The organism is Undibacterium sp. Ji49W (assembly GCF_049340205.1).
GTDB lineage: Bacteria > Pseudomonadota > Gammaproteobacteria > Burkholderiales > Burkholderiaceae_D > Undibacterium.
In genome coordinates this window covers 101,346-119,890 of record NZ_JBMPOW010000002.1, presented here as the reverse complement: position 1 = coordinate 119,890, position 18,545 = coordinate 101,346, and the positions used below count along the sequence as shown (strand labels likewise).

The window sequence follows — 18,545 nt, the reverse complement described above, 5'->3', positions numbered from 1 at the left end:
GCACCTACTTCACCATCCTATGACCACATTTGAAAAACTCCGAACCCACGAGATTCCGGCACTGCGCGCGACGGTTGAGGAATACGTCGAGCCCTCATCCGGTGCGCGCCACATCCACCTGGTCACGGAGCGCGGGGACCTGACGTTCCTCGTCGGCTTTCCGACTGTCCCGCAGACGAACGACGGCCGCGCGCACATCCTCGAACATCTCGCGTTGTGCGGCTCGCGCCACTATCCTGTGCGCGATCCGTTCTTCTCGATGATGCGTCGCTCGACGGCCAGCTTCATGAACGCGATGACGTACGCGGACCGCACCGCGTATCCGTTCGCGACCACGGACTGCAACGACTTCTTCAACCTGCTCGATGTGTATCTGGACGCCACCTTCTTCCCCCAGCTCGATTACCTTAACTTCCTGCAGGAAGGCTGGCGTTACACGCTGGAGGACGGCAAGCTGGCTTACCAGGGCGTCGTCTTCAACGAAATGAAGGGAGCGTTCGCTGACCCGATGCGTGCACTGTACCGCGGCCTGACCGGGCATTTGCTCGAGGGCACGACGTACGAAGTCGAGTACGGCGGCGATCCGCTCGCCATCCCGGCGCTGACGCACGACATGCTGAAGGACTTCCACTCGACGCACTACCACCCGTCGCAGGCCGTCTTCATGTCGTCCGGGCCGATCGCTGCGGCCGACGTGCAGCGCCGCATCGCCCAGCGCGTGCTGGCGGAACGTACCGGCAGCGCGCCGCGCCGAATGCCGCAACTGGCCACGGTCGACGCGCCGCGCAAGGCTCACATCACCATCCCGTCGCAGGCCGGAGAGAACGACCACGGGGTACAGATTGCGTGGATCCTTGGCGAGTCTGCCGATCCGACCGTGTACTACCATGCGGACCTGCTCCAGGCCGGGCTGATGGGCGACGCCTCGGCACCGCTGCGTAAGGCCATGGAATCGGCCGGCTATGGCCGACCGGCCCGCATCAACGGCATGAGCCCGGACGCGCGCCAGATGCTGTTCCACGTCGGCATGGAAGGCCTCAAGAAGTCGCAAATGGCTCAGGCCCGTACCCTGCTCTGGGCCGCGCTGGAACGTATCGCCGATACCGGTGTGCCGGAGGAAACGCTGCGGGCCGCCTTACGAGACATCACGTACGGTCAGCGCGATACATCGGGCGGCCAGATGCCCAATATCCTGTCGCGGATGCTCGCTGCCCTGCCCGTCGCAATGCGCGGTGGCGACGTCGTCGATGCGTTCGACAGCACGGCGATCCTGGAACAGCTGCGCCGCGACGTCGCCGACCCCGGCTTCTTCCGGGGCCTCGTGCGTAACCTGCTGGACAACCCGGCGCGGCTGGACGCAGACGTTCTGCCGGACCCGGACTATTTCAAGCAACGCGCCGCAACTGAACGCGCGAGACTCGATTCCGCCCAGGCCACGCTGGCGTCAGTCGACCTGGAACGGATCGCCACCGACAACGCCGCGCTCGATGCTCTTCAGCGCCAATCGAGCGATTCATCCGTGCTACCACGCATCCGCCCGGGTGACGTGAGTGTCGAGCCCCTCGCACTACCAGATACCGGCGCTACAGCAGATGGAAAGTATGTATTTTCGATCCCCTCAAACGGCATTTCTTATGCCCGAGTCCAGGTCGACGTAAGCGCGTTGCCAGAGGCCGACTGGGCTTGGCTGCCGTTATATGCGAGTCTGCGCGAAGACCTCGGTGTTGCGGACATGGACTTCGAAGAGGCTGCCGCGTGGCGCCGCTCCCGCGTTGCCCACCACGCCATTGGGGTCAACGCGGTGCAGAATACTGCTACCGGGCTGCGCGTTTCCATGAACTTCTTCGCCAGCGCGCTGCGCGAGGAGCACGCGCAGATCGCGGAGATGCTCGACGCCTACGTCAACCGACCTCGCTTCGATGAAGACGAACGCATCCGCTTCCTCGTTGACCAGATGGCGCGCCAGCATTTCGACGGACTTGCCCAGGGTGGTGACCGCTACGCACGCCTGGCCGCGACCGCCCCCGTATCGCCGCTGCGTGCGTTCGAATACGCAACGGAAGGCTCACCCTTCGTCCCGTTCCTCACCGGCCTACAGGCGCTGGTCGCTACGCCGGATGGCCTGCGCCAGGTCAGGGATAGCCTGGCCGACCTGCATGCGCGAATGATGGAATGCCCAAAAACGCTGCTGTGCGCCGGTTCCGGCGACGACGCGCGGGCGCTTTCCAGCCTGTTTGACGGGTTCGCAGCGCATCGCACTGCCACGCGAGCGCTCCCGGCACCCGTGGCTGCGCCGGCCGGCCTGGCCCTGTACGCCCCGAACCAGGTCAACCACTGCTATATCGCGTGGGCGGCACCCGGCCAGCGCCATTTCGACGCGCCGGCGTTGGCGGTGGCGGCCCAACTGCTGACTGCGCAAATGCTGCACCCGGCCGTGCGCGAACGCGGCGGTGCCTACGGCGGCTTTGCCACTTACATGGAAGGAGCAGGCACGTTCACGATGAGCTCCTTTAGCGATCCGCGCCTGGCCGGCACCTATGCCGACTTTGCGACAGCGCTCGACCTGACGGCCGATATGGCTTTCACGGAAGAGCAACTGGAAGAGGCGATCATTACGGTGCTCAAGAAGCTCGACCATCCGGCGTCGCCTTTCGACGCGGTGCTCACTGCCTGGGCGCTGCACCTGTGCGACATCGACCTGACGGTGCGCCGGCAATTCCGTTCGGGCGTACTCGGATGCACGATCGGAGACGTCAAGGCCGCGGTGAAGCGTTGGCTCAAGGACGAGATGCCGAGCCGCGCGGCGTCGGTCGGCAACATCGAGCAGGACTTGGCCGGGCTGCAGGTGCTTGATCTGCTCGCTTATGGCAAGGGCGAGCCCGCGTTCCTGCCGCCAAACTGACGGGTCGCAGCCCGTTTTGCACGACGGCCTCTTCGGAGGTCGTTTTTTTTCTGACTGTTCCACCGCTTGGTGAGTTGATTGTGAGCGAGCGTCCGGTGTAGGAAAGTGTGCTCGCTTTTTGTTTTTGAGGACCTAATTCCATGTTGTAACAAAGATGTGATTGAATTTCTTGTGGCCTGTGATAATATTTCATTGCCGACCATCGGCACGATGTATCCAGTAACACATCCCCCAAAAATTTCAGTTCTGTCAAGCAAGCAGTCAATTTGACAATTGACGTTGTCTCTCGGATAGTTCTAAGCAAAAGAAGTTTTCATTCTTTGCTCTTTCAATTCGTAAATCCACTCTGAAAATGTAAACAAGTATGCTTACTTGAGTATTTTTGTTTACAAAAATTAGGTGTAAATATCAAAAGCCATTTTTTTTCATAGAGGAAATTTTGTTGTTTACATTTTTTGGTAGGTATAACCGTTTTAAGAACTGGGTTTTTAGAACTTCAACGAGAACCCACTGCCTCTATGAGGAGTGGGTTTTTTCATCGTTCTGAAAGAAGTATGAATTCGGCATTGAGAAAAATGCAAATGACCTTGAGTCCGTACGCAATGCATATGCTATGCCAAGAGAATGGACTCTTTGATTGGTACCTCGACTGTTGCTGCGTGATTACAATAAGTGCTACGTGAGGAAAAACTACAACTGAAACTATACGTGTAGCGAAGCGTAACCGGCGCATTAAAGTCGTTTTAGTTTTTAAGAAGTATATTTTTTAAATATGTAAAATCTTTTTTTGCCTCGGCGATGGATAGACTAGGATTACATTTTCTGTACTCTTTAATGAAGCCAATCAGGTCATTTTGCATTACATACTTTGATAAGATTTTCGTTGTTACTTTAGGTAGAGGTAATTGCAGATAGATTGATTCTGGCTCCCAGGCTCCCCAATCAAGCCCTCTGTAATATTTGCCCCATTTTCCTTCCTCATGGGTGCAAATGAAGCCGTAAATTCTGTCGAATTTTAAAAAGTAGCACTTGCTGCATTTTCTAGGGACTTCGACCTTACCCTCAATAAATTCATCTTCATATACAACCGGATCAGTTGGGCCATCAATTTTGCAAGGCCCATAGTCTAAATGGAGATATTTATTTACCAAATCAATGTATCGCGTACAGCCGCCTTCAAACAGATGATTGCACGAGCCGCACTTGTTTGGAACAGCACCCACTCTTCCCATATGATTAAATGGAACTGGCGGTTCGATGTCTCCCTCAATTTTACAAGACGGAAAGTAGAAGCTATGCATAATATCTATACAGTAGCAATAGATTAATGTGATAAGTCTAAAAATGCCAATTTACCATGGAAGGCTGCAATAGAGCATGTAAAAATCAGCGACTTGAAAACTCGCAATATCGTTGACCTTTGCATCTACGGATGGTCTAGATAACTGAACAAACTTGTATTTTTCTTTGTTCATCTGTTCTGTCAGGGTGTTCAGCAATCATCCCTAATCCACCCCAGTACCAATCTCCGCTCCCAACTGCTCCAGTAACCACCGGTGTCCAGGATCATTATTACTGCGCGGATGCCATGCCACTGACAGGTCGAACTGTCCTGCTCCCAGTGGCAGGTCAAAGCTGTCGAGACGGTCGGCGTGGGCGGACAGGAAATCTTCTGGCATGGTGCAGACGAAGTCGGTGGCGGTCACGATGGTTGGCACCAGGCTGTATTGTGATACCGAGATTGCCACTTCACGCTTCAGGCCACGCGCCTCCAGCAGGTTGTCCATGAAGCCGCGAAAGCCGCCTTCGTTAGAGACCATCACGTGACGCAGGGCGCAATACTGTTTTAATGTCAGTGGGCCAGTGCCACGCGGATGCCCCTTGCGTTGTCCCAGTCTGTGATGCATACGCGTGATTTGCCGCACCCGCAGAGCTTCTGGCGCAAAGCGGGCACCACCGGCCAACAAGTCAATTTCACCACGTTCCATCTGGCCGACGATACGATCAAGATCATGTGGTACGATGGCCAGTTTCAAATCCGGGCCGCCAAGCAAATCAAGTTGTTTGACCACGGCCATCATCATGATGGTGATGCTGTTGTCATTGCCTGCAATGCGGAAGATGCGCTTGCTGGTAACATGTCGGTAATACCTGATTCATCTCTGGCATGCGCTCCCAACGCATCGTGTGCCATCAATTGGGTTGCTACCTGTTGTGCCAGTGCTGCATCAGGGCCGAGATCGATATAGATGCTTGCCAATTCCCTGTATTCGTCTGTGAAGATGAAGGCGCAGGTTCTTGAACAAAAGCCTGCGCCCTGCCTTGGTGCTGCCTGCGCTACTTCTCTCTATTTCACTTCTTTCTGCTTCACGTCTCCCTATTCATGATCGACATTGCGCAGGCTGCGGCTTAGCTCGGCAAAATTGGGCTTGCCGGTTGGCTGTTGCTGGGGCGCGATGCTGTCGCTGACTGGCGTCGCTGCCGGTGCTGGAGCTGCGGCGGCCAAAGTGGGAAGGGCGATTTTTTCTGCCAGTTCGACTGGGTGGGGCAGGGCTTGTTTGAGGAAGTTGTTGAGCAGGCTGCGCTGGCCGACTGTCATGTCGCGGGTGACGGGCATGAAGAGGTAGCTTTCAAAGGCTTTGGGGTCGGTCAGACGGTGCAGGATGCTGGCGTAGTTGTGGACTTGCACGGGGTTGGCCAGGTCTAGCCAGTTGTCCATGCAGGGGGCCATGGCATTCCAGTTGATGAGGACGTTTTTATACACATTGTCCCAGGTTGGGGGAAGGGCGGCGGTGGCACTGTCGGCGGGCAGTACGCGCACATAGGCATAGGTGTAGGTCTGGGTGTCGATGCCGTTGCTCAGGTCGGGCGGAGGCAAGTTTTTGCCAATCAGGGGAAGGTAGGCATACACCTGGCCAGCGCTGGCGTTGGCGCTGATGACGAGCTGACCCTGGGCATTGGTTTTGAGCTCTTGCGTGCCAGTGATGGTTTGGCCAGCAGCATCGGTTTGATAGACGGTGATGTCGCTGATTTTGTGCAGGGGTTTGCCATGCAGGTAGACTTGCATTTTGGTGTTGCCAGCCGGGCCCTGGTCAAGATAGAGGTTGGGGCTTTGCGGGATGATGCGGGTTGCCGATTCACTCAGCAGCAAGCCTTCTTTGCTGCTGCGTAATTGCCAGTCAGCCAGTTCGGCATGGGCCAGGTCGGCGGCGCTTAAGGCTGGATTGAGAGGCACGCTGACGATGCCGGCGCTGGCTTCATAGGCGTGGTGGTCATATTGTGGGTAGTTGAAGCTGGCCAGCTGGTATTCTTTTTTGCTGGCAGCATCGACGGCCACCACTTGCAGGGTGCCAAGGTCTTGTTTGATGAGGGCAGCGCCGGTTTCGCTGATGCTGTTGGAGAGGTCAAGGTTGACATGGCCACGGTCTATGCGGGCGTGGGCGGTGGCGACAAAGGCTTTGGCATTGGCATCGGGCAGCAGGGCGCGGTCACTTGGTTCGTGCGCGGCTTCGCCTTTGCGCCAGACGCCGATGGTGCCGACGATGAGGCTGCGGGCGGGATTGGGCTGGAAGCCACCGGCTATCAATTTTTTGTAGAGCAGGTCGCGTTGTTTTTGTACCGGTATGGGGACGCCATTTTGCAGCGTGGGATCATCAAAATAGATGGTGCGGTAGGCATTAAAACTGACGACCAGGCCGAGTGCATCGGGTTCATACAGGGCTTGCTGTAGGGCGTGCAGGGCATCGCTGCCGTGGCTGTTGATGGTGAGGCCAGCGGTGGCGAAGGTAGTTTGCCAGTTGACGGAGGCGCCGCCAGCAGTAAAGCCGAATGAGTTGCGGCCAAAGTTGATGTAGCGGGCGGTGAAGCGTTCATTGCGGGGGGCAACAATGCGGCAGCCGCCGTCTATGCCAAAGCGCAGCGTGTCAAAGAACAATTGTGAGGTGCAGGCGCCATACGGTTCCAGGTCAACCAGCATGGCGTTGAGCAGAGCCGGTGCGCCGCATAGTTTGTCGGTAGTGACCGCGCCATGGCCGAGATCAACGGCGGTGACGCTGGTCTCAAAGAAGGCGGCGCGGTGGGTGCCGTCCGGGTTCCAGTTGCCACCCTTGGCCGCTTCGATGGCGGCCTGGCGGAACTGCTTCATGCTTTCGGTTGGTGTCAAGACGGTTTGTGCATTGTCTTCATCATAGAACTTGGGGTAGTTGTTGGTGACGATGGGGTCCCAGGACATTTGTCCCTTGAAGTGGATGCGTGGTAATTGCAGAATGCTCATGCTGTTTCTCCCGTGATCGTTGCAGTGTGCCGTGTTCAGGCAGCGTGGTAGATGAAGGCCGGGCCGGCCACTTTGCTCTTGTCGGCCAGCGGTGTCTGCAGGACGTGGATGGCGGCCATGCGCAGGTCAAACATGCGACGCACGGCAATGCCGAGTTGGGCGGCATCGCCGTTCAAAGCCAGGTTCAGGCTGTCGACCATGGCGGTGTAGGCGACGGTGCAGGCTTGCTGGGCGGCGCGGGCGGCTTCTGGCTGCTTGCTGTAGTCGAGCAATTGCGGGTCGGCAACGGCGGGATAGGATTTGGCAAAGTCAACGCCTAGCGGCTCGCCCCAGGCAAAGCCGGGTTTGCCTGGGATGCTGGTGAGCACCTGGTTGCGGTAGATTTCTTCAAAGCGGTAGAAGTGCGCGAGTTCGTTACTGAAATCGAGCGGGCTGGTGCTGGTGGCTTCACCTTCGGAGACGATGACCTGAATGGCGCGGTGTGCATCGGCATAGTTGTTGACGGCAAAGATCTGGCCAGGGAAAAACTGGGCGTCGCTGATCTGGTTGCGGTTGATCTGCCAGGCGGTGGCGGGCAGCGATTTCAGGTAGGCATCGAGGGCTTCATAGAACTGGCCTATGGTGACAGCCTTGGTGGCAGTCAAGGTGGTCATTTTGAGTTGTGGGAAGTCGATCGGATCGACCGGCATTTCTATGTCCATGCCTTGTTTCATGGCGAACTTGCCAAAAGGCAGCAGGTGCAGGGTTAGCACTTTGCCGTCAAAGCCGATGTCGCCAGGCAGGGGGCCAGGATAAACCGGTGCCACCAGCTTGGGACTGCCGCCAAGGGCATTGAGAATGTTTGCACCCAGGCAGAGGTGGATCATTTCCTGATGGGTAATGGTTTGCAAGCGGGCCATGGCCGGGGCATTGCTGCCAGGCAGTATGCTGAGCTGAGCATACAGGTAGGGCGGCAGGGTGCCAAACTCAACATTGATGGCGGTTTGCAGCATGGCCTGGGCATCGGCAACACTGGCAATGGGATTGAGTTGCAGGCGTATCATGCTTGCCCCCTGCTGGGGTGTGGCTGCCGGGGGCTGGCAAGAATCAATGAGGTGTTCATGGCGCTTCTCCTATAGCTGGCAAGTTGGTGTCGCGGGTGAAAAGGGTGGAGTAAAAAGCAGGCTGACCATAAGGCCAGTTTTTGCCTGCCTGCTAGCCGTCTGCCACCACTTATAAAGGCGGTAGACAAGCGGCAGACAGGCAGTAGAAATTAATATAATGAATTTACTATATGATAATATAAATACCAGCATTATTTTGCTAAATTTACATTAATGATGCATTAAGCAACATTTGAGGCGAAGCAGGCTGGAGGGGGATTGCAATCGACTTAAAATAACAAGGGTGTCAACATGCCTCTGGAACGTTGTGTCTGGGGGCGAGCGGAGTAAGTGCTTGCTGATGGTGCCAATGACGGCGCAGGTGATGGGCCCGTGCGCCGCTGCCCGTACTATTTACGGTGCTGTCGACAAAATCGGCAATGCGTAGTGGGCATCTACGTTCTAAGCGACACTTCGCCGGAAGATTTCATTCATGCCGACAAATACTGCGTATCTCAATCGGTACAATACTTTTATCGGCAAAAAATCACACATCCCTGAATAGCAGTAACCCAGGTGTACCGCGCACGAATTGTCTTCAACATTTTCTGCTTTGATGCGGCAAGTGGCGACGTGCCTCCGGGGCGCGACCATACTTATATATGCCATGCAAGGTGAACCAGTTTACTGCGAGACTGGTTCCGGCAAACTCTCCAGCACCATGGCAATACGCTCCGCCAAAGGCAAGAGGCCAGGGTCATAGTTGGACAGCACAACGACCGTATAAGCCTTGTCCAGATACATATCCAGCTTGCTATAAACGCCTGGCATTTGTCCGCTATGACCTGCGACTTTGCCCAGTGTGCCGGTACCCAATTCAAAACCATACCCATAGCTACCCTTGTCTGCACGGCCAGCGGTGTGGTCTTGCCAAAACAGCTTACGCGTTGCTGGTTTTAGCAGCTTGTCCATTTGCAGTGCCTGCGCAAAGCGCAACAGGTCATGCACGGTTGAATAGCCGGCACCGTAAGGGGCGCCGCGCAATAACATCAGGAAGGTATTTTCTTTTTTGCCTGCTGTTCTGTCTTTTTTGTCCATATAGCCGGTAGCAAGGTTTTCTGTCCCCTCGTCTCTGACATAGTTATCGGTGCTGTTCATACCTGCGGGTAAAAACACATGCTGGCGCACATAGTCATAGTAACTTTGCCCGGATACCTTTTCTATGATTACTCCCAGCAAAAGCATGCCTATATTGCTGTAAAAATAATTGCTGCCTGGTTCAAAAACGGGAGCGGCATCACGCGTAAATGTCTTATAGCCATCCAGGTCTTTGAGTGTCGCCAATTGCATGTAAGGGCCGTTAAGAAATTGGGGATTAAAAATATCCCCCAGACCTGATGTGTGGGACAGTAACTGGCCTACCGTAATTTTCTTCGCAACGGCTGGTGCCAGCCAGCTTGCATCCAGGTATTTGCTCACTGGGTCGCGATACGACAAACGCCCTGCTTCTGCGAGCTGGCCTATGCCAACGGCGGTAAACATTTTACCGACCGAGGCAACGTTGAATCGTGTATCGATAGTATTGGCGACATGATAGCGCTTGCTGGCTTCACCGCATGCTGCCTCGCTGATGATCTGATTGCCCTTGGCGACAAGGTAGGCACCAGAAAATTCGTCTCTGCTACAGGCTGTGTTGAACATGGCCTGTAGTTTGTCTTTGAGCGAACCCGAACTGTTAACAGTAGTAACAGTAGTAACAGTAGTAACAGTAGTAACAGTGTTGACCGGAACAGTTTTTTCCACGGCTATTTCAGGTGTTGCAGGCACATTGGTTTGCCCGGCTACATACGATGAAAGAAGTAAACTCAGTATGGCTGGAAATATATGGATGGTACGCATTCGCTCCCCTATTTATTGCCAGTATCGAAAACGATGCTGGTAAAAACTCTGTTACCATTTAGTGGATTTTATTGCGGATTTTATATGAATATGATGTTGAAACAAGCGGATCAATAACTATTTTTCATTAATCATTTTCGCTACCTGTTTCAGAAAAATCCAGGCATGTGATTGTGTTCGCGCCCACTTCCTGATTTCATAGACCGCTGATACAAGTTTGAAAGTAAGAAGATGAGTGAACGTGAATTATTGCAGGCAAGCCTAAACAAATTTTACGAATCCATATTGCATCGTTATCAGCCTTCTTTTGATAATAATAATCACCTGGATGGATTATCTTCTCCACTCCTGATTTCAATTCATAATGAATATTTAAATGCGCGAATTCGCATCATGTTCGTTGGGAAAGAGACCAATGGATAGGAAAAAACTCTTCGTACATACTATGAGCGTGAAGGCCATCTCGAGCAACTTATGTGTCGTTATCGAGATCAACTGAAGGAGGGCAGTTGGAAAAGACGTTTTTTGCCTATGCTTAATCGTACCGCTAAAGTATTGTTTGATGAGCCAGCGACTGCAATCGCTTGGACGAATCTGATGAGGATGGACTTATATAAGCTCAAGAATGGAACACGTAAATCCAGAGATTTTTCTCATGAACTGACTTCATTTTCCAGACGATAAAAACCCGATTGACCTACGGCGTTTTCAGCTATTGGTTAATGCGATCACTGATTACGCGATATACAAGCTTGATATCAATGGCCGGGTGGTGATCTGGAATGCCGGTGCGTAGAAATTCAATGGCTACACCTCGGAAGAAATCATAGGTCAATATTTTTCCCAATTCCATATACCTCAAGACCAGCGGGCGGGTGTGCCTGCGCTCGTACTGTAGATTGCTGAAACTTAAGGTGTTACGAGACCGAAGGCTGGCGTGTCAGGAGGGATGGCAACCAATTTCGCGCCCACGTCGTGATTGATCCTATTTATACTGCTTTCAGTGAGTTTGTCGGCTATGCCAAGATTACCAGGGACATTGCCTAAAAATATGAAGCTGTAGTCGCATTGAAAAAAATCAAGCAGGCATTGCAGCACGCGCTGAAGATGGAGACAATCGGTAAATTGACGGATGGTATAGCCCATGATTTCGATAATCTGGTGCAAATCATCTCAGGTAATTTGCAATTGTTATCGGCAGAAATTCGGACATGGATGGCAGCCGGCTGATCAGTTGATCCAGTTCATCCTTAAAATCAGCACTTGAACTGTAGATTGGATTGTTTGAATCTTTTATGACTTTTTTCGTCTTGATTATTTCACTCTTTTGAATACTAGAGATTGTTGCAAAGAGACTGTTGCACAATTAGATGACCCGGTGCTCCTGACCAGGCGTCCCCAGCCAGGCTTTGCATGGAGTCATCATTTAGCTGGAAAAATACATGGTTCGTAAATTCCGGCGATGTTCTTCCATTTTCTTCAAATGCATATGCTGCTTTGCGGGAATCAAGTTTTTCGGTTTTTTAGCGCAGCCCATGTCTGTCGCTGCAATGCCAGGATCAACTTTTTGCTCCTTGAGTTCAGAAAGTTTTTGATTATTGCTTGAAAAAGGGAAACCGAAAAAAATCCTCATGATGACTCCTCTGAAAAGATAGGGTGGCGCTGTACTTTCTCTGCCGCATCGCTACCAGAAATGCCGACGAATATGCTGGCGAATGATGGTCGCTGCTTTGCAGTAGAGCTGACATGGTAACCAGAATGTCGTACATGCAATACCAGACAATAGCGAGCATATATGTAGGAAAAATCTTACCAGTCAGCTTTATGCAATTTATACAGAATTCTCTGTTTATTCAATATTGTTTCAGAGTAAAAAATTCCAAAGCTCCTATACACCATACTGAAGCAACACGGATACAGGCTATTTCTAAGATGAAATAAGCTTGGTGATATCTCGGCCTGTCATTGCGTGTGGTCTACCGCACAGATGTCGGTAGATTAATTGTCTTAATCTGGCGCCACTTGTCCACAACGGACTTAATCAGGAGGGATGAATGGGACGAATAGTTAATCACATAGGCACCGCCGCATTGCTGTGCGCCACTATATTGCCATGCACAGGTTTTGCGGCCGATCCGGTTCCCCCCGTTGTTAAAGAGGGGAAAAGTGCGTCTAACGTCGATAATACGGCAATCAATAACCGGGACAAGTATGCCGGGAATAAAACGCCAGAAGATCAATTCAATACACCAGAAGACAGGAGTCTTCTTGCCGCGGTCCGGCGTTCAGTAGTGCAGGAAAAATCGCTGTCGGTGATGGCTCATAACATCAAAATTATGGTGGATGCAGGTGCCGTCACTTTGCGGGGGCCGGTAAAAACCGCGGACGAAAAATCGAAGGTTGAAAAAATTGTCCAGGCTGTCAAAGGCGTGAGTTCCATTAATAATTCACTGGACGTAAAAAACAACTGAAGCGGGCAAGAAAGCAGGCAACACCGATAAGTAAGGCATGCAACTTAATTCACTCAAGGAAATTATATGAAAACCGCAATCTACTGTATCGCAACAAATCGTGTTCAAGCAGAAACTATCGTCGACAGGCTGAAGGTGTCAGGCTTTTCAAGCGCTGACATCTCGGTCTTGTTACCTGATCAGACTGGTACACGGGATTTTGCACATGAGCAAAACACCAAATTACCTGAAGGTGCTGCCACTGGCGGAGTTGCTGGCATGGGTGTCGGTGCCATACTGGGTTGGCTGACAGGCATAGGCACATTGGCAATCCCTGGCGTCGGTCCTTTCATTGCTGCCGGTCCTATCATGGCTGCATTGAGTGGTGCAGCATTGGTTGGGGCCGCTGGCGGCATTATTGGTGGCCTGGTGGGTATGGGGATTCCTGAATACGAAGCAAAATTGTATGACGGAAAAATTCGCGGTGGCAATGTGCTGATCTCCGTGCATACCGATAATTCTGATCAGGCTGAAATTGCAAAAGACATTTACAAAAAAGCCGGTGCAGAAGACATCAACTCAACGTCCGAGGCAAGTGTGTCTTAAGCTTTTTCAGGAATTTTTTTGAAATAAAAGCCTGCTTGCATCGCAGAAACGGACTGTATAACGCAGTCCGTTTTTTTTATTCTTGAATATGAAACACAAAAAATTTCAAACACTCTTTGAAAATAAAAAGTAATTTTTATTGTCGGCCTGATCTGAGCGTTCGTTTCCGAACAAAGAATGACGAGATTTTGGTCTATCGTCAGTTAAGCCAAATTAAACGTCGATCTGATCCATGTTTAACTTTGATCGTGTCCAAACTGATCCTTTGTAGAATGCCTGCCATGTCCAAAACTGATACGACAATAGTCAATACTGAAATAAAGCAAACAAAAAGCCGCACCACTACATTGACTGGTAACGGTGGCGAACTACATCAGACTGCCGGGAAAAATCATCCGGAACTGACGACAAATCAAGGTGTGGTCATTGCCGATGATCAAAATTCTCTGAAAGCCAGCGTCAGAGGCCCGACTTTGCTGGAAGACTTTATCTTAAGAGAGAAAATTACCCATTTTGATCATGAACGTATTCCGGAACGTGTAGTACATGCACGTGGAACTGGGGCACATGGATACTTTGAGCTGACACATTCGCTGGAAAAATATACCACCGCCAAAATCCTGATCGAAACTGGCCGTCAAACCCCTGTATTTACCCGTATATCTACAGTGGCCGGCGGCTCTGGCTCGGTTGATACGCCAAGAGACGTACGCGGGTTTGCGGTTAAATTTTATACATCGGAAGGCAATTGGGACTTGGTTGGCAATAACATTCCTGTCTTTTTTATCCAGGATGCCATCAAATTTCCCGATCTTGTCCATGCGGTAAAGATGGAACCGGATCGCGGTTTTCCGCAAGCAGCGACGGCACATGATACGTTCTGGGACTTTATTTCACTGACGCCTGAAGCCATGCACATGGTAATGTGGATCATGTCGGACCGCACACTGCCAAGGTCACTACGCATGATAGAGGGTTTTGGCGTGCATTCTTACCGCCTCATTAATGCAGATGGTCATGCCAGTTTCGTGAAGTTTCACTGGCGCCCAAAGGCCGGGTTGCAGTCTACCATCTGGGATGAAACAGTAAAAATTGCTGGTGCTGACCCTGACTTTCACAGGCGCGATTTTTTCGATGCCATCGCTTCGGGTGATTTTCCTGAATGGGAGTTGGCCGTACAGCTATTTACCCAGGAAGAAGCAGATCAATTTCCGTTTGATCATCTCGATGCAACCAAGCTTATTCCTGAAGAGTTGGTACCACTGACTTTCATTGGACGTATGGTACTTGACAGGTGGCCGGATAATTTCTTTGCCGAGACTGAGCAAGTCGCATTTTGCCCATCACATATTGTCCCTGGTATTGATTTTTCCAATGACCCTTTATTGCAGGGGCGTTTATTTTCTTATCTCGACACGCAGCTGTCCAGGCTGGGTTCTGCCAATTTCCATCAGATTCCGGTCAATGCACCGAAGTGCCCGTTTGCCAATTACCAGCGCGATGGGCATATGCAAATGGCGCACGCTACCGGCAGGGTAGCGTATGAGCCAAATTCGTTGGTCAAGGATGCGCCGCGTGAACAGCCGGTGAAAGGTTTTAAAAGCATGGCAGAACCTGTAGCTGGTGACAAAGGCCGGATACGCCCAGAAAGTTTTGCAGATCACTACAGCCAGGCTCGTCAATTTTACGCCAGCCAGAACGAAACCGAACAAGCACATATCATTGCAGCACTTATCTTTGAGTTATCAAAAGTCGAGCATCCGCATATAAGCGAAGCAATGGTCGGCCATATGCTGCATATCAACGAAGAACTGGCGCGACGCGTTGCTGTTGGCCTTGGCATCAAAGTGTTGCCAGTGGCACCGCCTGTGCTGGTAGAGGTACAGGACTTGCCGGCGTCACCGGCCCTGCAATTGATAGACAAGATGAAGGACACGCTGGCAGGTCGCGTGGTTGGCATTCTCATTGCCGAAGGCTCGGACGCCAGTGCCCTGGAAAAGCTCAAAGCTGCCGTTACCAGTGCAGATGCGAAGTACAAAGTTATTGCTCCCCGGATTAATGGTATCCATCTGTCCGATGGCACAGAAACCAAGGTGGATGGGCAACTGGCAGGAAGCCCTTCGGTAATATTTGATGCAATCGCCCTTGTTCTATCTAGCGAATCGGCAAAAAAACTGGAGCACGATATGACAAGCATCGATTTTGTCAGAGATGCCTATAGTCACTTGAAAGCAATTGCTTACGACAAGGGTGGCGATATTTTATTGAAGGCAGCCTGTATCAATAAAGACGTTGCTGTGATATCGACGGATAAATTGAAGGACTTTCTGACAGCAGCAAAAACACGACAATGGAATCGCGAGAAATTGGTAAGGCCATTAGTGTAAGCGTGCAAGTATCGTAGAGAGAATTTGGAAATACTAAGCTGGATGACGCTTCTGCATGCCTTCGATGCAGGGCTTGTTCCTAAGAATTTACTTCCAAGCGCTTACTACGATTGATTGCACAGGTTTTAAGATGACTGACCCTGTCCAGCTTAGTTCATATGTAATCTTCTTGAATCAGGCTGGATAGACAGACAAATTGCGTTTTCTCTTTTTTATGACATAAAGGATACACCATGCGCACCGCGACACCTTCGGCAAAAGCCAAGTCTGTAAAACTCCCTGAAGTTATTGCAAAAAAGGCGAAAGGCACGGTAGCGCAAGATGCTGTCAGCCTGCTCAAGCAGGACCATAAAAACGTGAAAGCCTTATTCAGAAAATTCGAAAGCCTGGGCGATAAGGCTTTAGTCAGCAAAAAGAAAATTGCCCGGCAGATTTGCCTGGAATTGACCAAACACACCATTGCCGAGGAAGAGATTTTTTATTCAGCCATGCGCAAGGTCGGTGAAGATACCAGGGACATGATGGACGAAGCCACTGTAGAACATGCTGCTGCCAAGGATTTGATTGCGCAGATCTTGGCCATGGAGCCTGGTGATGATCTCTATGACGCCAAAGTCAAAGTCTTATCAGAACAAATAAAGCACCATGTAAAGGAAGAAGAAGCAGAAATGTTTCCCAAAGCAAAAAAGTCGAAATTGAATCTGACTGCCCTGGGCGAAGCAATACAGGAACGCAAGAATGAAATTGATTTGCCGTCCCTGCAATAAATGGAACAATACAAAAGCCCTGGACATGAAAAAACTTTTTTCCTGTCCAGCGTTTTTGAAGTCTTTTGTATGAGACCAGGACATCATCAGTAGGCCTGCCATCTGGAAACGAGTCAGGAAAATTTTCAGATGCAGTGATTACTGTTTCGGTCACATGACATGCCGCCTGAGTGATTGCCAGGCTCTAGTTATCCAGAGATACCCAAAGACAGGGTATTCCCTGTATTTCCTCGAATTTTTGATGTGAATGTGCTCTGGCGCACAGATTTATTGAGGGCAAGACTCCATCATCCTTTTATACGTTTCGCTTCCTTGACGTAAATCCCCATACCGGCACTTCTCGCCGTAGACCTGTAATTCGCAGGTTTGGGATACCTGGGAGATCTACATGATGCACGAATTTTTGATCGCCCATCGAGCGGAGCTTGAGCGTAGATGTCGCGAAAAAGTCTTAGCACGATCTGGCAGATCTCCGAACAAGCAACAATTGGAACAAGGTATTCCTATGTTCCTGGATCAACTGATCCGCACATTAAAGGCGGAAAGCCGGGGGAATATGGTTGAAGCACTTGCTGTATCTGGCTCAGCATTAGGTGATCCTCGTCGCTACGCAGAATTAGGCGTGAGCGCTGCAATTCATGGAGCAGATCTTCTGACGCTAGGCTACTCGATCAATGAAGTAGTTCATAATTATGGCGATCTTTGTCAGGCCGTATCTGATCTATCAATAGACCTTAACGAGAAATTCGATGTCATTGAGTTCCGTACGCTCAATCGTTGTCTTGACAACGGTATCGCAGACGCTGTGACGGCGTTTAGTGAGCACCGCGATTTGGTGATCGCCGATGAACAGGCTTTGGAAGCAAACCAGCGTTTAGGTTTTTTCGCCCATGAGCTTCGCAATTACTTGCACACGGCAATGCTCGCGCTAGCGGCCATCAAGTCGGGCAATGTTGGCCTGACGGGTCCTACTGGCGGTGTACTGGATCGTAGCATGGTGGGCCTTCGAGGATTGATTGACCGGTCTCTGGCTGAAGTTCGTATAGGGCCTGGCATGATGTTGCACCGTGCGGTCTTCAATCTTGCCAATTTTATTGCAGAAGTGCAATGTTCCTATTCGCTCGAAGCTGAGCTGCACAAGTGTAATTTCAATGTTGAGCAAACTCCTTCCATACTGATGGTCGATGCAGACAAGGATTTGTTGTTCTCCGCGTTGGGAAATTTACTACAGAACGCTTTCAAGTTTAGTGGAAAAGATGGTGTTGTCACGCTTGGCGTTGACGCTACAGTTGACCGCATACGCATCAATGTCAAAGATAGCGGGCCAGGGCTGGGCAAGGATGCTGCCCGCGATATATTTCAGCCATTCACTCAGAGTGGTTCCAACAAAAGCGGCCTGGGGCTTGGGCTCTCCATTGCACGACGCAGTGTAGAAGCGAACGACGGCTTACTGACGGTGGAAAGCCAGTTAGGCCAAGGTTGCGTGTTCACTATCGATTTACCTCGCCAATGAGTGAAAGATTGAATAGCGCTTCCTCTTTTAACTTATTGAAATAATGAAAAAACCTTCGATCAAGATAAATGAGTTGAATGCAGATCATCCTGCGTGCAGCTTGCAGGCAAGGCTGTTTTCAACCAAGATAGGTAACAATGGTAAATCCTAATTCTGATAACGGACACGAAACCTCTTTCGCCAATGATTCTAGTAGTCAGCCTGGATCAGGTTTGCGTATTCTGGTTGTTGAAGATAATCAGGATTTGCTGGAGATGTTATGTGAAATGCTCGACATGATAGGGCATATGCCCGTCCCTTCTTCAAGTGGGGAAAGCGCTTTGGAATTACTACAGCAACAGCGTTTTGACGTATTGCTGACGGATATCAATTTACCCAAAATGTCGGGCGTCGCCCTGGCAAAGCAAGCCATGCTGAATGCGCCGGATATGCATATTGTTTTTTCATCCGGTCATAGTCCCCATATTCATACATATGTCAATTTCCCCTGCCATGTGCTGACCAAGCCATATGAATTGAGCCAGATTCTGCAACTACTTGATGGATTTTCAGCGTAGCCGGGATACGGAAAGTATATGTTATGGGGCGACAAGAAATTCAATTTCTTAACGCTCTTTGACCACTTTATAGACGGTAGTAATTTGCAGGCAATGGAATCTTCAAAAG

General features: G+C 51.1%; 16 protein-coding genes. 8 read left to right on the top strand and 8 right to left on the bottom strand.

The window, feature by feature from the left end; translation table 11 throughout:
- The first annotated feature begins 19 nt into the window (after positions 1–19).
- Complete coding sequence (locus ACO0LK_RS02945; RefSeq protein WP_422972013.1) at positions 20–2,902, top strand: insulinase family protein; 2,883 nt, start codon at positions 20–22, stop codon at positions 2,900–2,902.
- A 743-nt stretch (positions 2,903–3,645) separates the two neighbouring features.
- On the opposite strand, the gene ACO0LK_RS02940 is transcribed toward ACO0LK_RS02945, so the two are convergent.
- From ACO0LK_RS02940 to ACO0LK_RS02915, 6 genes are all read right to left on the bottom strand, one after another.
- A complete protein-coding gene (locus ACO0LK_RS02940) occupies positions 3,646–4,203 on the bottom strand; it encodes a hypothetical protein (RefSeq protein WP_422972011.1) in 558 nt (185 codons plus the stop codon).
- A gap of 204 nt (positions 4,204–4,407) precedes the next feature.
- Positions 4,408–4,986, bottom strand: a complete 579-nt coding sequence (locus tag ACO0LK_RS02935; protein WP_422972009.1) for a LysR substrate-binding domain-containing protein — start codon at positions 4,984–4,986, stop codon at positions 4,408–4,410.
- Complete coding sequence (locus ACO0LK_RS02930) at positions 4,983–5,162, bottom strand: hypothetical protein (protein WP_422972007.1); 180 nt, start codon at positions 5,160–5,162, stop codon at positions 4,983–4,985. Before ACO0LK_RS02930 ends, ACO0LK_RS02935 begins: the two co-directional genes overlap by 4 nt.
- Before the next feature lie 117 nt (positions 5,163–5,279).
- On the bottom strand, positions 5,280–7,175 hold the full coding sequence (locus tag ACO0LK_RS02925) for a hypothetical protein (RefSeq protein ID WP_422972005.1): 1,896 nt from the start codon (positions 7,173–7,175) through the stop codon (positions 5,280–5,282).
- A 35-nt stretch (positions 7,176–7,210) separates the two neighbouring features.
- Entirely contained in the window at positions 7,211–8,218 is a 1,008-nt protein-coding gene (locus ACO0LK_RS02920; protein WP_422972003.1) for a ferritin-like domain-containing protein, read from the bottom strand.
- Between the two features lie 723 nt (positions 8,219–8,941).
- A complete protein-coding gene (locus ACO0LK_RS02915; RefSeq protein ID WP_422972001.1) occupies positions 8,942–10,156 on the bottom strand; it encodes a serine hydrolase domain-containing protein in 1,215 nt (404 codons plus the stop codon).
- A 231-nt stretch (positions 10,157–10,387) separates the two neighbouring features.
- On the opposite strand from ACO0LK_RS02915, the gene ACO0LK_RS02910 reads away from it, so the two are divergent.
- A complete protein-coding gene (locus ACO0LK_RS02910) occupies positions 10,388–10,579 on the top strand; it encodes a hypothetical protein (RefSeq protein WP_422971999.1) in 192 nt (63 codons plus the stop codon).
- Between the two features lie 486 nt (positions 10,580–11,065).
- On the opposite strand, the gene ACO0LK_RS02905 is transcribed toward ACO0LK_RS02910, so the two are convergent.
- Together ACO0LK_RS02905 and ACO0LK_RS02900 are read right to left on the bottom strand one after the other, a co-directional pair.
- Positions 11,066–11,302, bottom strand: a complete 237-nt coding sequence (locus ACO0LK_RS02905) for a hypothetical protein (RefSeq protein WP_422972468.1) — start codon at positions 11,300–11,302, stop codon at positions 11,066–11,068.
- A gap of 280 nt (positions 11,303–11,582) precedes the next feature.
- Positions 11,583–11,789 (bottom strand): hypothetical protein, encoded by a 207-nt coding sequence (locus ACO0LK_RS02900; RefSeq protein WP_422971997.1) that lies wholly within the window; start codon positions 11,787–11,789, stop codon positions 11,583–11,585.
- 421 nt (positions 11,790–12,210) lie between these two features.
- Between ACO0LK_RS02900 and ACO0LK_RS02895 the strand changes: the two genes are divergently transcribed.
- The 6 genes from ACO0LK_RS02895 to ACO0LK_RS02870 all read left to right on the top strand — a co-directional run bounded on the left by ACO0LK_RS02895 (position 12,211) and on the right by ACO0LK_RS02870 (position 18,436).
- Positions 12,211–12,627, top strand: coding sequence for a BON domain-containing protein (locus tag ACO0LK_RS02895; RefSeq protein ID WP_422971995.1), 417 nt, complete (start codon positions 12,211–12,213; stop codon positions 12,625–12,627).
- A gap of 66 nt (positions 12,628–12,693) precedes the next feature.
- Positions 12,694–13,212 (top strand): hypothetical protein, encoded by a 519-nt coding sequence (locus tag ACO0LK_RS02890; protein WP_422971993.1) that lies wholly within the window; start codon positions 12,694–12,696, stop codon positions 13,210–13,212.
- Between the two features lie 281 nt (positions 13,213–13,493).
- A complete protein-coding gene (locus ACO0LK_RS02885) occupies positions 13,494–15,599 on the top strand; it encodes a catalase (protein WP_422971991.1) in 2,106 nt (701 codons plus the stop codon).
- Positions 15,600–15,832: 233 nt separating this feature from the next.
- A complete protein-coding gene (locus tag ACO0LK_RS02880; RefSeq protein WP_422971989.1) occupies positions 15,833–16,366 on the top strand; it encodes a hemerythrin domain-containing protein in 534 nt (177 codons plus the stop codon).
- A 388-nt stretch (positions 16,367–16,754) separates the two neighbouring features.
- Positions 16,755–17,879 carry a sensor histidine kinase gene (locus ACO0LK_RS02875; protein ID WP_422971987.1) on the top strand — a complete coding sequence of 375 codons (1,125 nt, stop codon included), beginning with the start codon at positions 16,755–16,757 and terminating at the stop codon, positions 17,877–17,879.
- Between the two features lie 137 nt (positions 17,880–18,016).
- Positions 18,017–18,436 carry a response regulator gene (locus ACO0LK_RS02870; protein WP_422971985.1) on the top strand — a complete coding sequence of 140 codons (420 nt, stop codon included), beginning with the start codon at positions 18,017–18,019 and terminating at the stop codon, positions 18,434–18,436.
- The last annotated feature ends 109 nt before the right edge of the window (positions 18,437–18,545 follow it).